Below are 13,686 nucleotides of genomic sequence, written 5' to 3'. Positions count from 1 at the left end.
CATCTGACCCCCCTAGTGGCATCATGCTGTTTTTTGCAGACACGCTTATGTCATTTTAGTCATAATGTACTTACAGAGGGTTGATATTTGTCAATATACATTCTCGGTATTTCTGCATATTATCATGATAGTGCCGCATGTTTAATTAAAGACGGTAAAATAATTGCTGCGGCTCAAGAAGAGCGGTTTTCAAGAAAGAAAGGTGATCACCGTTTTCCGGCAAATTCAATAAAATATTGTTTAAAAGAAGGTCAAATTCAGCTGAGTAATGTAAATTATATTGTCTTTTATGATGACTCACAATTGAAATTTAATCGTCTGCTCAATACCTATCTTGCATATACCCCCCATGGTTTTAACTCATTTTATAAATCTATGGGCATATGGTATGGAGGAAAAATCAATACCTCGAAATTGATACAGGATGAGCTGTTATCTTTATCAAATCTCGAGCGAGAGAGAATTCCCCCAATTTCAAGTGTACAGCATCATTTATCTCACGCAGCATCTGCGTTTTTTCCAAGCCCATTTAAGAGAGCCGCAATCCTTTGTTTGGACGGTGTTGGAGAATGGGCTACAACAAGCGTCTGGACGGGTTCGGATAATGGGCTCTATCCACAATGGCAGATTGACTTTCCTCATTCTATCGGACTCCTTTATTCTGCATTCACACAGTATATTGGTTTCAAAGTGAACTCTGGCGAGTATAAAGTAATGGGACTGGCACCCTATGGGGAGCCGAAATATGTCAATGATATTTTAACCACATTAATCGACCTGAAAGCCGATGGAACATTTCGTTTAAATATGGATTATTTTGACTATCCTATTGGATTCAGGATGACAAATTCCAAATTTCATACTCTTTTTGGAGGGGAGCCACGATTACCAGAATCCGATTTAACACAAAAAGAAATGGACCTCGCCCGATCAATTCAGGAAGTAACCAATGAGATAGTATTCCGGTTGGCGAAAACGATAAAAAATGAGACAAATGAGGATTACCTGTGCATAGCAGGAGGAGTTGGACTTAATTGCGTAACAAACGGAAAGATCCTTCGGGAGGGGTTATTCAAAGACATCTGGATCCAGCCTGCTGCCGGGGATGCCGGGGGCAGTGTGGGGGCAGCATTAGCATTCTGGCATTTATCCCTGAATAAATCCCGAGTGATCAATATACCCGATTCGATGAATGGTGCATACCTTGGCCCTTCATTTACAAATAAGGAAATACAAACGTATCTCGATACCATCGATGCAAAATACTCTTATCTGGATGATTCCGCATTACTTCCAAAAGTTGCAGATCTACTTTCAAAAGGTTGTGTTGTCGGGTGGTTCCAGGGCAGAATGGAATTTGGTCCCAGGGCATTAGGGGCAAGATCAATATTGGGAGATCCACGTAACCAGAAAATGCAGCAACTGATGAATCTGAAAATCAAATATCGCGAGTCTTTCCGGCCATTTGCCCCATCCATTCTCGAAGAGAGATTATCAGATTATTTCGAACTTGATCGCTCCAGTCCGTACATGCTGCTCGTTGCTCCTGTGAAAAGACAATTGTGTTATCCGATGACAAATGCACAGAAATCTCTGTTCGGAATCGAGAAATTGAACATTGCAAGGTCCCAGATTCCTGCGATAACACATGTGGATTACTCTGCAAGAATTCAAACGGTACGCCAGGAAACCAATCCACGATATTATCGGTTGTTATCAGAGTTCGAAAAAATTTCAAAATGTCCGGTTTTAATCAACACATCCTTTAATGTCCGGGGAGAGCCGATTGTCTGTACCCCGGAAGATGCATATCGATGCTTTATGCGAACGGAAATGGATTATCTGATACTGGAAAACTTTTTGCTGGATAAAAAAGATCAATTAGGTTGGAAAGATGATAATAACTGGAAAAATGAATATGAATTGGATTAGGTCCAATTTGTAAAATTACCCTTTTGGAGGAGTTAATATGAATAAAATCCTGGCAATATTTGTGTACATATACAGTATTCCGAAAGGATTTCTGTTAAGAATTTCTGGCAGAAACCGGTGTAAAGTAACCATAGATAAAAACGCGGAAACATATCGATGTAAACCAGATAACGTTAATATATCTTCACAAAAGAGTAAGTCTGACAATCAGAAAAAAGATGATGAACCGGATTGTCCTGATACAATGTACCCGATGTGGTAACAATATCTTTGGAACAGATTATGAATTCCAGAATTTTTATTTCTTGCATTATCGTTGCAATTGGCATAATTTCAATTCCAATATTTTTGTTAATGGCATTCAATCCACTTATCGCAGTATTGGGTTTTGCGATTGCATTAATAATATGCGAAATATCCTTTCGGGTTGCGTACTGGATAAAAACCGGAAACAAATATATTTTTCAACCGAAAATTCCCTTTAAGGAAATATTTGTTGAACCTCATCCCTATCTCCCATATGTCAATAAAAAGAATTTTCCCACCCCTAGAACGACAGTGGCAACATATCCGCTGAACAGGGAAAACAGATATACCTTTGGTCGATATGTGACCAACAATATGGGGTATATTAATGGACCTAACGGGGATAGGGACATCGGAATTCCCAAACCAAAAGATCTCATCCGTATCAATTGCCTGGGCGCTTCGACTACAGGAAATTATCTTGATTCTGGGGGGGAAAAATTTAGTTATCCCCTTGAACTAGAGAGGATTCTGAAAGAAAAATTTCCAGATAAAAAAATTGAGGTAAATAACTGCGGAGTGGGGGGCAGAACGAGCACCGAAATACTAATCGATTTTACATTGAACCTGATTGATACACGACCGGACATAATCGTTATATATCATGGGTATAACGATCTGGTTCCCTCATTAACACCGGGTTTTAAAAGCGATTATTCGCATGCAAAAAGAAACCTGGGGGAGGTATGGCCATATTACCAAATATCTTCATTCTTTCCGGATTTGCCGATAGCATTATACAATTTTTTTGTGAATAATCTGATAGGGGGTGATATCAGGCAGACACTCCTGGAATCAATATCGCGTGGAAAAATTGATATTAACTCTGAGTTTCAAGGGACCCAGACGTATAAACGCAATATTGAACATATTGTTAATTTATGTCAATCAAATGGAATCGCAGTATTTTTATCAACATTTTGTCATTACATGTATGAGGATGTAAAAAATAGCAAAATTCATCTCAAATATCATCAAGGAGTATTACTGGAAAATAGTGCAATGAAAGAAATTGCCGAAAAACATGCAATTCCACTCGTAGATAACAACGTTTTATTTCCTTATGAAGACCGATATTTTGTAGATTCAATTCATTTTTCTCCCGAGGGCATGAGGTTGCTTGCTGAAAATATTTCGCTCCCGATTATTGATTATCTGAAAAAAATAAACAAATAATAACATTTTCCCACTCATAGATGTCCGGTTTTAAAAAGAGGCATGGTATACCGGTAACAGGGTGACAGGATAACCACGTTTCATTATTAAGGATTGGAAGGTATATTGAATTAAAAGGATCAGCTTAGTCTAATTTGATATTTCTGGGACAGGATACGATGAAAACAACACTCGATCTCGGATGTGGAAACAAAAAAATGCAGGGTGCAATTGGAATTGATATCAATCCCAAAACCGATGCTGACATCATCCATGACCTGAATAAAACCCCCTATCCGTTAGCAGAATCAACATTTGATGAGATATTTGCAGATAATGTCATCGAACATCTTGAAAATGTAGTAACCGTGATGGAGGAAATTCACCGTATCAGTAAGCCAGACGGAATTATTGTTATTAAAGTGCCCTATTTTCGATCCCGGTATGCATATATTGATCCTACCCATAAACACTACTTCACCGTAGATTCATTCAGTTATTTTGATCCAAACCACATCCATCATACATTATATAATTATTCAGAGAGCCTCTTTGAAACAAAAAAAATTGTATTTAATGAAGATTTTCCAAAAAGAGGTATTAACGGTTTGATTAGTAGATTTATTTTACCTTTTTGCAACAAATATCCAAGGTTTTATGAACAATATGCAAGTCATTTCTTCCCTTTAGATCAACTGACGTTCTATCTCATGACGATAAAACCAGAGGATAACCAATGAAGAATATAACAGAACACGAATCACAAATCGACAAGAACATATGTGATATTTCATTCATTGTTTCCCCGACAAATGTAAACAGCGAATATATGCCATTTTATTTTTTATACTTGGCAGGATTTCTAGAAAAAGAAGGATATAATTGTGAGATTTTTAATGAATCTATTCGAGATGAAGATCACTATAGCAAGGCAGTTGTCGATTATCTGAAACGAACAAAACCGAGATTTGTGGGATTGGCAACATTTGTGACAGATTTTGAACAGTCACATTCCCTAGCTGGAATCATTAAAAAGGAGACAGGGATTGCCATAATCGTGGGAAACGCTCATCCTTCAATATGTCCTCATGATTTTATTTTTCCCGGATCCCCGTTCGATATTGCAGTGATGGGCGAAGGGGAGATCACCCTTAAAGAGATTTTGGATAATGGTTTGGATAGATCAAAATTAAGCAAAATACATGGCATCAGTTTTTTAGATGACGGCAAATGCTTTACAACAGATAAACGCGAGATAATGGATTTAAAAGATTGTGGGATGCCTGCCTATCATAAAATCGATACAGCCCGATATGCAAAACCGACAAAATATATTATCCGCAGAATGCCGGCGTCTTGTGCTGTTATTTATACTGGAAGAGGATGTCCATTTAAATGTGGATTTTGTGCTGCCAATTCCGTGTGGAATGCCAATAGCTGTCCGGAAGGACAGTCTTTTGTAAGAAAAAGACCCGTTGAGATGGTTATCAGGGAACTGGAAATTCTTGAAAAAAAATACGGTTTTGATTTTTTTTATATAATGGATGACACGTTCGGTATCACTGAAAACGATGTAACTGAATTTTGTGAGGCGTACCGGAACAGCGGTCTCACAATGCTCTGGGCTGCTGAAACGAGAGTAAACAGCAGTTGTTTCAAAAATGAACATTTATTGGAATTGATGAAAAATTCCGGTTGCCTCCAACTCGACTTTGGTGTCGAGACAGGATCACCCAAACTGTTAAAAATTATCAGAAAAGGAATTACCGTTGATCAGATTTACAAAGCCTTTGCGTTATGTAAGAAATACAGGATACGTACTTTTGCAAATATTCTCCTGAATCTACCTACAGAAACCGAAGAAGATATCCTGATGACAGATACACTTCTCAAAGAGATCAACCCCACTTTTGTGTCGGTAGGTGTAACCCAGCCTTATCCCGGAACAATGTTTTTTGAAAAATACATAAAAAAACCAATAGGAAGAGAGGATTATAAAAATCTGAACCGACTCCTTCCGAGTGATGATTACCGAATGGCGTATCACTCCGTCTCGTTACAAAAACTCCTCTATTATTTCCAGTTCAAATTTGGTGTTTATACCCCATTTGAAATATCAGTATTGAAAAGTGACAGGAGATACTGGAAAAAAATCGTATGCTCTCCCAGAAGGTTCCAGTATGTGTATTCCTTTATCCGGATGATGATTGCGGCTCCATTTGTAGAATATCTCCAGATGTATCGAAATAAACAGATAGCTGAAAAGGAAGAACCTATGCAATAATAGAAAATGACGTATTGAGAACGTATTTTAATCCTCATAAATGTAAAACATGATGGAAAACATGGATAATTCTGAAATCATCTTCCGGGATAAAAGGGTCCTAATCACCGGTGCTAGTGGGTTTATCGGCAGGCATTTACTGCATCAATTACGAGCATACGGCAGTCACATAGCGACAATCAGCAGAAATAATAATGATTTCCCAAGAGATGTTCGGCAATGCATTGTTGACATTAAGGATACTCATGCTATCCGGCAATGCATAGAGTCGTATCAACCGGAGTATATTTTTCATCTCGCAGCTTACAAGGATAGAAATGAGACAGTTCAGGCATTCTATTCATCAATCGACACAAATTTAATGGGAACGTTAAATATTTTTTCTGCGGCAAACGATGAGAACTCCGTAAAGTCAATAGTAACTCTTGGTACTGCAGAAGAATATGGAAATACGATACCTCCATTTACAGAAAAATTCCGGGAGTGTCCTGTCACACCGTACTCGTTTTCAAAAGTATGTGTCTCACATATGGGGGAATTGTTTTCTGACCTTTTCGATCTTCCGGTTACTATCATACGTCCTACTTTGGCATATGGTCCGGGTCAGGGAACGGATATGTTTTTGCCATCGCTTATAACATCACTTCTTGAGGATAAACCATTTGAAATGACCCTGGGTGAGCAGACCCGGGATTTTATATATGTTACAGATCTTGTTGAAGCGCTAATCCTCGCCTCCAGAAATACTCAAGCACAGGGCCAGATAATCAATATTGGAAGTAGTGTTCCGATAAAAATCGCAGATATCGCAGAAAAAATTGAGAAACTGATTGGTAAAAACGGTTTTGTCAATATCGGGAAAAAGCCGTACAGGAAAAACGAAGTAATGGAGTATTATGTGGATGTAAAGAAAGCTGAGGACATTTTGGGTTGGAAAGCAAAGACTTCGCTAGAAGATGGTCTTAAAGAGACAATTGCCTATTACCGCGGAGTGAAATTCCTTTGAAACCATCGATTCTTTTTTATTCTGATTGCCCGTTTTTTGCAGGCTGTGAAAATATGCTTGCAAATTTTTTCAATAGTAAAGAATTCCTGGAGTCGTATAATGTATCATTTATCTATAGATATACACCCGAATACGAAAATGGGATGAATAAAAGGATTTTTACATCTATTGAAAAAATCCCGGTTCATATCTACGATCACTTTGATTTGTATAATCTGGCAGATTCAATCCGTTGGAAAATCTGTCACAAACCATTAAAAATTCTCATCAACCTCCTGCTAATCAAGTATATTTTCCTTTTTGTAAATATTATCAAATTGAGGAAAATGTTACAAAAAACCAAAATTGATATCCTTCATGTGAATAATGGAGGATATCCCGGGTCATATTCAGCAATCGCTATGGTTTTTGCTGCAAAACTATGTGGCGTCCAGAGGATTATATTTGTTGTAAACAATATCGCCCAAGGGTATCAATCTCCCGAACGATGGCTGGATTATTTATTGGATCGGGTTGTTATAAAACGAGTGGCAGTATTTGTGACCGGGTCGCAGTATGCCGGGCACAAATTACATAAAAATCTCGGAGTGCCTCAATCTAAGATTTCATGTATTCACAATGGTATTACCGGTCGTGTGGTTACTGAAACCCGCGAACAGGTTATTCAGAGATTGGGTATCCCAAAAAACCGTCTCTTTTTTTCTGTAATCGCGATTCTTGATGAACGCAAAGGTCAGATGTACCTGTTCCAGGCATTGAAACTATTCAAAGATACGTACGGCACGAAAGAAATGCCTTTTTGCATAATCGAAGGAACCGGAAAAGATGAAAAAAGATTGAAACATTTTGTAAAGGAACAGGAATTAGAAAATAATGTTCTTTTCATTCCCTATGAAATGCAGATATTTAACCTGATGAATGCGTCAGATTTTATCATCCTTCCATCAGTGAAGAATGAAGATTTTCCCAATATCATTCTTGAATCAATGAGTCTTTGCAAACCGATAATTGCCAGCAACTTTTCGGGCATCCCGGAACAGATAGAACATATGAAATCAGGTATTCTTGTTAAACCTAAAGACATACCAGGTTTAATGGATGCAATAAAAAAAATAGTTGGCAGTAAAGATCTTAGGATAACCCTTGGAAAAAATGCAAAAATGAGATTTGATAATGAATTCACGGAAAAAATTGCAATAGAACATTACAACGAATTATACAAACATCTTATTGAGGAGATGCCATTATGAAAGTAGGAATTTTATGTGGAGGATATGGAACCCGGATTCGTGATGTGGCTGAAAATATCCCTAAACCAATGATCCCTATCGGAGAATATCCCATTCTCTGGCATATTATGAAGTATTATGCATCGTGGGGACATGATAATTTTGTTTTATGCCTGGGGTATAAGGGCGACATTATACGGGATTATTTTGCGAATTACCGTTCCCACACAATGGATTTTACCATTGATATGAGTGGGAAGGCCCCCATTGAATATCACAACAAACAGATAGCAGAAAACTGGAAGGTTACACTTGCTGAAACCGGACAGAACGCAATGACGGGTGCAAGAATAAAACGCGTTATGAAATACTTCAAAGGGGAGGAAAATTTTATGCTGACCTATGGGGACGGGGTCGGCAATATTGACATTAATAAGTTGCTCGACTTCCATAATTCGCATGGGAAAATCCTCACAGTTACCGGGGTAAGACCCCCGGGACGATTCGGAGAACTCCAATGCAATGATCATGGACTTGTTACGGAGTTTAATGAGAAGCCCCAGACAACCGGAGGAAGAATATCAGGAGGGTTTTTTGTCTGCCGTAATGAGATATTCAATTACCTTGACGACAGAGAAGACAATATTTTTGAACAAGAACCTCTCCGGAACCTTGTTGCAGATGGCGAGATGATGGTCTTTAAGCATGACGGGTTCTGGCAACCAATGGATACTTCACGGGAATACCAGCTCCTCAATCAACTCTACGAACAAAAGAAAGCTCCCTGGGTGATATGGTGAATTCCGTTTTCGAGATCTTTAAGAAAAAAAAAATACTGATTACCGGAGATACCGGTTTCAAAGGTTCATGGCTGGCATATTGGCTCCATTACCTTGGTGCAGAGGTTTATGGATTTGCCCTGCATCCTGAGAGAGACTATGATCATTACGCTGCACTAGGACTCGAAAAACTGATTCATCATAAGGATGGGGATATTCGAGAGTTTGCCCAGATCAGCGACTTCATAAAAAAAATTCAACCGGAGTTTGTTTTTCATCTCGCAGCCCAACCGCTTGTACGAAAATCCTATAATGAGCCGAAACTCACTTTCGATACGAATATCGGAGGAACAGTCAATATTCTTGAAACCGTCCGGTTTACCCCTTCTGTAAAAGTCCTGATCACAATAACCTCCGATAAATGTTATAAAAATAAAGAATGGTGCTGGGGATATCGGGAGAATGATGAACTGGGCGGAAAAGATCCTTACAGTGCTTCAAAAGCAGCTGCCGAAATCGTATACTCTGCATATCAGGACTCCTTTTTCAACGACAGGTCACAATTCGGAGCTGCAAGTGTCAGGGCAGGAAACGTAATCGGGGGTGGAGACTGGTCCAATGATCGGATTGTACCTGATTGCATCAGAGCCCTCCAAAATAACAAACCGATTGAATTAAGAAATCCTTATGCCACCAGACCCTGGCAACACGTACTGGAACCATTGTCCGGCTATCTTCTCCTTGCTTCACGTATGTATGACAACCCCAAGCAGTACAGTGGATCCTATAATTTTGGCCCTGAAAGCCGGGAAATGCATACGGTACAGGATGTTGCAAAAGAACTGATTTCGGTTTGGGGTGCAGGGGAAATTAAAATCACCAAAAAAGACAATGATCCACCGGAAGCAGGTCTTCTTCATCTGAATTGCGATAAGGCACATCACCATCTCGGCTGGTATCCCAGATGGGGTTTTGAAAAAACGGTCGAGCAGACCGCAAACTGGTATAAATCCGTAAAAACAGGAAAAAGCGCGGAATCTGTTACCAGGCAACAGATTGTTGAATATATGGAGAGTTGACGATGATTGAAGGTGTTTTGGTTAAACCTCTTCGGCAGATCCTTGACGAACGGGGTAAAATTATGCATATGATACGAAATGATGACCCGGAATTCATCAGTTTTGGTGAGATCTATTTCTCATGCGTATACCCGGGGGTGATCAAAGGATGGCACATCCATAAGAAAATGACCCTGAATTATGCAGTCCCATTCGGCACTATCAAACTTGTTCTCTATGATGATCGCAATTCCAGTAAGACCCGTGGAGAACTGCAGGAAATTTTCCTTGGACCGGAGAATTATTGTCTTGTTCAGATTCCCCCACTTGTCTGGAATGGCTTTAAAGGAGTGGGAACCACCCCTTCAATTATAGCAAATTGTTCAACGATTCCTCATGACCCCGATGAAATTGAACGTAAGAATTCCGATGACCCCGGTATTCCCTACAGATGGGAGCTCCAAAATAAATGACACAATCAATTCTCCTTACCGGGGGCCTGGGATACGTTGGAGGGAGAGTAGCCGAATGGCTGGCAAAGGATCCGGATTTTGAAATTTTTGTCACGTCAAGGAATCCTGCAACAGCAGAATTACCAAAATGGCTTCCCGAAGATCACTGTATCAAACTGGATATCCTTGATAATGAGGATATAAAAAATGCCTGTGAAGATATTGATATAATCGTCCACTTTGCTGCATTGAACGAGATAGATTCCTTAATAAATCCAGAAAAAGCTCTTCTCATCAACGGTCTTGGAACACAAAAACTCGTGAAATCAGCGGAAACTGCCGGAGTGACACGATTCATCTATTTCTCAACGGCACATATCTATCGCTCACCCCTGGAAGGTACAATATCTGAAACCACAATTCCGCGTCCGGTTCATCCCTATGCAATATCGCATCGTACTGCGGAAGATTTTGTCCTCGCAGCGACCAGGCAGGAAAAATTACAGTGTATTGTTCTGAGACTTTCCAATAGTATTGGTGCTCCTATCAATTCCAAAGTTGACAGATGGTCACTTATTGGAAATGATCTCTGCCGCCAGGCTATAACAACCAGAGAGATGCGACTCAAAACATCAGGATTACAAGAAAGAGATTTTATCACACTCCATGATGTGGCACGGGCGGTTTCTCATATGATCCAATTGCAGGATGACGCACTTGGAGATGGGATTTTTAATTTGGGGGGGGATAAATCGATATCCATCATCCATCTTGCAACAAAAATTCAGGAACGCTGTAAATTAATGTTTAATTTCACACCGCCAATAGTGCGGCCGGAACCCTCGTCAAATGAGAATTCTGTGCCATTAAAATATTTAATCGAGAAGTTGAAGTCAACGGGATATTATCCAGAAGGGAATCTGGAACAGGAAATTGATAATACCCTTATATTCTGCCAAAAACATTTTTCGGTTCACTGATTGAGATGAATAGTCCTATGCCGGTCGTATCGATAATTATACCAACGTATAATCAGGCAGATTTGTTACAGATGGCATTACAATCCGTGATTAACCAGACATTCCAGGATTGGGAAGCAATTATTGTAGATAATTATTCGGAGGATAACACAAAGGATATTATTGAATCAATCAACGATACGAGAATCAAACATGTCTTATTATCAAATAAGGGAATAATCGCCGCATCAAGAAATTACGGAATTCATCTGGCAAAATCAGATATTATCGCATTTTTGGATTCTGATGATTTATGGTATTCATCAAAATTATCAATATGCCTCAAGAACTTCAAACAAGGCGCTGATGCAGTCTGTCACGGACTCTGGATCCGAAAAGATGGCATCTTACAAAAAAAATTAATTCCCGCACCATCCCATCAGAATTTTTATAAAACACTCCTGTATAATGGAAACTCAGAAATTGCAACATCTGCGGTTATGATAAAAAAGCAATCTTTCGACAGAAATGGTGTGTTTTCTGAAGATCCCGAGATAGTAGCAGCAGAAGATTATGAACTATGGCTCCGTCTTTCAAAAAATAACATCAAATGGGGATTTATACCGGAGGTACTCGGGGAGTATACGGTACACGGTAAAAACGCCAGTGGTAATGTTAAAAGACAAATGCTTGCTGAAGAAAAAGTAGTAATGAAGTATTTCAGGCACAATGATTCTCCACATCTTGAAGAAAAACTATCCTATCAAAAAAGGAAGATGATGATAGTATTTCACGCAGGTATACGGGTTTGGCAATCCGGCCACCCTCTCAATTCCATACCCTATTTCTGTAAGGCATTCTTCAAAATATTCTGTTAGATATCATGTTTTCCATTTTTGTGAGAGAGAAAAATCCATATCGATAAAAAAAAGACAAATTGGATGGATTTTGAAGAGGAAGGCATTAATTGTCTTATTTATGAAATATTACATAAGAAAAGCAAACGAGTTACCTGACCATGAGCGAAATCCATAGTGAAATTCAGCGGCATGGTACTATGTACCTGATATCATCCATGGGTATCACGATTATTGGGTTTATTGCCACAATTTTTTATGCTCATTGGGTTGGAGCGGGTGTTCTTGGTGCATATTTCCTGTTTCTTTCATTTTTTAGTATTTTGGGTTTCATTGCTGATTTTGGAATAGGAACTGCAGGCACACAACGCATCTGCGAAGGAAAAGACCCGGATAGTTTTTTTACTGCCAGTCTCGTGATTCGTCTTGGAATTTATTTACTCCTGACAGCAGGGTTAATTTTTTTCCGGGAGCGGTTTGTTGATCTCAACCAGACTGGATTATTCTGGGTGTTAATTATTGTTGTTGGTATCGCCACACTTCAAACATCTTTTGCAATGGCAATTGGCGCCAGTAATAGATTGGGACTTGCAGCATCTACAACCCTGATAAACAACATTGCCCGAATCGTAATTCAGGTTATTTCAGTTTTTCTCGGGTATCAGGTATATGGGTTAATTGGAGGTCTTGTCGTTGGCATCCTGATAGAATTAATAATCCAATTAAAATTCATTGATTACCACTTTAAAAAATTCATGTGGGCACATGTCAAAAGTCTGCTTTCCTTTTCAAGCTGGGCAGTTCTCATCAGTGCAGGTACTATCCTTTTCGATAACATCAGTCTCATACTCATTGCGTATTTCCTGTCCGTTTCCGATGTAGGTATCTTCGGAGTGTGCTTAACATTTTCATTTTTTGCCTTGTTCATCAGCACGGCACTTGTCAATACCCTCTACGTAAAGGTAAGCAGGTGGAATGCGCAGGAGGATATGAATGCCATTGCTATCTCACTCTCCCGTGCAACAACCTATTCCCTCATCTTTGCACTACCTATTCTCACCGGGGGTATCCTTCTCGGGTACAACTTGTTATACTACCTGTATGGTTCTTCCTTTGCCACGGGTGCAACGGCGCTTGTCATTATTATTGCCATGAGAGTGATTCAGTCGATTCTGAACCTTTACACAAATTTTCTGATGGCAACCGATCATGCAAAACAGGCGGTTGTAGGAATCATTGTTGGAATATCTGCAAATATAATTCTCTGCATTCTGCTTATACCTCATATCGGTATTGCTGGCGCTGCAATTGGAGCATTTGTCAATGTAATTATCAGTTTTTTTATTGCCCGGATATACCTTGCCCGGATAATCCCCATCACACTTGAAATAACACCGATCAGGCATATTGTCCTTGCTACTGTTATCATGACCATCTCCCTACTCATTCTGGGGGGGGTGCTCCTGAACCAGAGCGCACTCAAGACTATCTTAATGGTCTTTGCCGGTGCAGCAATTTATTTTCTCGTGCTTCTAAAAGTTAATAAACAGATACGTGATGATGCATACAGAATCCTGAAAATTACATGGATACCAAAATAAAAAAATCTTCCAAAAAAGACTGATAATACTATGTTCCTATGACAGACTAATTATGAAAGAACTTAAAA

At 39.3% G+C, this 13,686-nt stretch carries 13 protein-coding genes; all 13 read left to right on the top strand.

Annotated elements, in window-relative coordinates; translation table 11 throughout:
• The first annotated feature begins 87 nt into the window (after positions 1–87).
• The 13 genes from WC593_00925 to WC593_00865 all read left to right on the top strand — a co-directional run bounded on the left by WC593_00925 (position 88) and on the right by WC593_00865 (position 13,618).
• On the top strand, positions 88–1,932 hold the full coding sequence (locus WC593_00925) for a carbamoyltransferase (GenBank protein MFA4823699.1): 1,845 nt from the start codon (positions 88–90) through the stop codon (positions 1,930–1,932).
• Positions 1,933–1,969: 37 nt separating this feature from the next.
• Positions 1,970–2,194, top strand: coding sequence for a hypothetical protein (locus WC593_00920; protein ID MFA4823698.1), 225 nt, complete (start codon positions 1,970–1,972; stop codon positions 2,192–2,194).
• A gap of 20 nt (positions 2,195–2,214) precedes the next feature.
• Complete coding sequence (locus WC593_00915) at positions 2,215–3,414, top strand: SGNH/GDSL hydrolase family protein (GenBank protein ID MFA4823697.1); 1,200 nt, start codon at positions 2,215–2,217, stop codon at positions 3,412–3,414.
• A gap of 158 nt (positions 3,415–3,572) precedes the next feature.
• Entirely contained in the window at positions 3,573–4,133 is a 561-nt protein-coding gene (locus WC593_00910; GenBank protein ID MFA4823696.1) for a class I SAM-dependent methyltransferase, read from the top strand.
• Positions 4,130–5,677: a radical SAM protein gene (locus WC593_00905; protein ID MFA4823695.1), complete on the top strand. Its 1,548-nt coding sequence runs from the start codon at positions 4,130–4,132 to the stop codon at positions 5,675–5,677. Before WC593_00910 ends, WC593_00905 begins: the two co-directional genes overlap by 4 nt.
• 52 nt (positions 5,678–5,729) lie before the next feature.
• The gene (locus tag WC593_00900; GenBank protein ID MFA4823694.1) at positions 5,730–6,683 is read left to right on the top strand and encodes an NAD(P)-dependent oxidoreductase; all 954 of its coding nucleotides are present in this window, start codon (positions 5,730–5,732) and stop codon (positions 6,681–6,683) included.
• A 53-nt stretch (positions 6,684–6,736) separates the two neighbouring features.
• On the top strand, positions 6,737–7,933 hold the full coding sequence (locus WC593_00895; protein MFA4823693.1) for a glycosyltransferase family 4 protein: 1,197 nt from the start codon (positions 6,737–6,739) through the stop codon (positions 7,931–7,933).
• Positions 7,930–8,712, top strand: a complete 783-nt coding sequence (gene rfbF / locus WC593_00890) for a glucose-1-phosphate cytidylyltransferase (protein MFA4823692.1) — start codon at positions 7,930–7,932, stop codon at positions 8,710–8,712. The genes WC593_00895 and rfbF overlap by 4 nt, the downstream gene beginning before the upstream one ends.
• Entirely contained in the window at positions 8,706–9,770 is a 1,065-nt protein-coding gene (rfbG, locus tag WC593_00885) for a CDP-glucose 4,6-dehydratase (protein MFA4823691.1), read from the top strand. The genes rfbF and rfbG overlap by 7 nt, the downstream gene beginning before the upstream one ends.
• Before the next feature lie 2 nt (positions 9,771–9,772).
• Entirely contained in the window at positions 9,773–10,222 is a 450-nt protein-coding gene (locus WC593_00880; protein ID MFA4823690.1) for a dTDP-4-dehydrorhamnose 3,5-epimerase family protein, read from the top strand.
• The gene (locus WC593_00875; protein MFA4823689.1) at positions 10,219–11,181 is read left to right on the top strand and encodes an SDR family oxidoreductase; all 963 of its coding nucleotides are present in this window, start codon (positions 10,219–10,221) and stop codon (positions 11,179–11,181) included. The genes WC593_00880 and WC593_00875 overlap by 4 nt, the downstream gene beginning before the upstream one ends.
• 17 nt (positions 11,182–11,198) lie before the next feature.
• Positions 11,199–12,038, top strand: coding sequence for a glycosyltransferase (locus WC593_00870; protein MFA4823688.1), 840 nt, complete (start codon positions 11,199–11,201; stop codon positions 12,036–12,038).
• A 140-nt stretch (positions 12,039–12,178) separates the two neighbouring features.
• Complete coding sequence (locus tag WC593_00865) at positions 12,179–13,618, top strand: oligosaccharide flippase family protein (protein ID MFA4823687.1); 1,440 nt, start codon at positions 12,179–12,181, stop codon at positions 13,616–13,618.
• Positions 13,619–13,686: the final 68 nt, after the last annotated feature.

The organism is Methanoregula sp., from assembly GCA_041645435.1.
Lineage (GTDB): Archaea > Halobacteriota > Methanomicrobia > Methanomicrobiales > Methanospirillaceae > Methanoregula.
This window is presented reverse-complemented; position numbering and strand designations above follow the sequence as displayed.

Bases quoted from the DNA above. Each gene is read 5' to 3' on its own strand.
- WC593_00915 (MFA4823697.1), top strand. From the start codon at position 2,215: ATGAATTCCAGAATTTTTATTTCTTGCATTATCGTTGCAATTGGCATA.
- WC593_00900 (MFA4823694.1), top strand. From the start codon at position 5,730: ATGGAAAACATGGATAATTCTGAAATCATCTTCCGGGATAAAAGGGTC.
- rfbG (MFA4823691.1), top strand. From the start codon at position 8,706: ATGGTGAATTCCGTTTTCGAGATCTTTAAGAAAAAAAAAATACTGATT.
- rfbF (MFA4823692.1), top strand. From the start codon at position 7,930: ATGAAAGTAGGAATTTTATGTGGAGGATATGGAACCCGGATTCGTGAT.
- WC593_00895 (MFA4823693.1), top strand. From the start codon at position 6,737: ATGCTTGCAAATTTTTTCAATAGTAAAGAATTCCTGGAGTCGTATAAT.
- WC593_00875 (MFA4823689.1), top strand. From the start codon at position 10,219: ATGACACAATCAATTCTCCTTACCGGGGGCCTGGGATACGTTGGAGGG.
- WC593_00880 (MFA4823690.1), top strand. From the start codon at position 9,773: ATGATTGAAGGTGTTTTGGTTAAACCTCTTCGGCAGATCCTTGACGAA.
- WC593_00905 (MFA4823695.1), top strand. From the start codon at position 4,130: ATGAAGAATATAACAGAACACGAATCACAAATCGACAAGAACATATGT.
- WC593_00865 (MFA4823687.1), top strand. From the start codon at position 12,179: ATGAGCGAAATCCATAGTGAAATTCAGCGGCATGGTACTATGTACCTG.
- WC593_00920 (MFA4823698.1), top strand. From the start codon at position 1,970: ATGAATAAAATCCTGGCAATATTTGTGTACATATACAGTATTCCGAAA.
- WC593_00910 (MFA4823696.1), top strand. From the start codon at position 3,573: ATGAAAACAACACTCGATCTCGGATGTGGAAACAAAAAAATGCAGGGT.
- WC593_00870 (MFA4823688.1), top strand. From the start codon at position 11,199: ATGCCGGTCGTATCGATAATTATACCAACGTATAATCAGGCAGATTTG.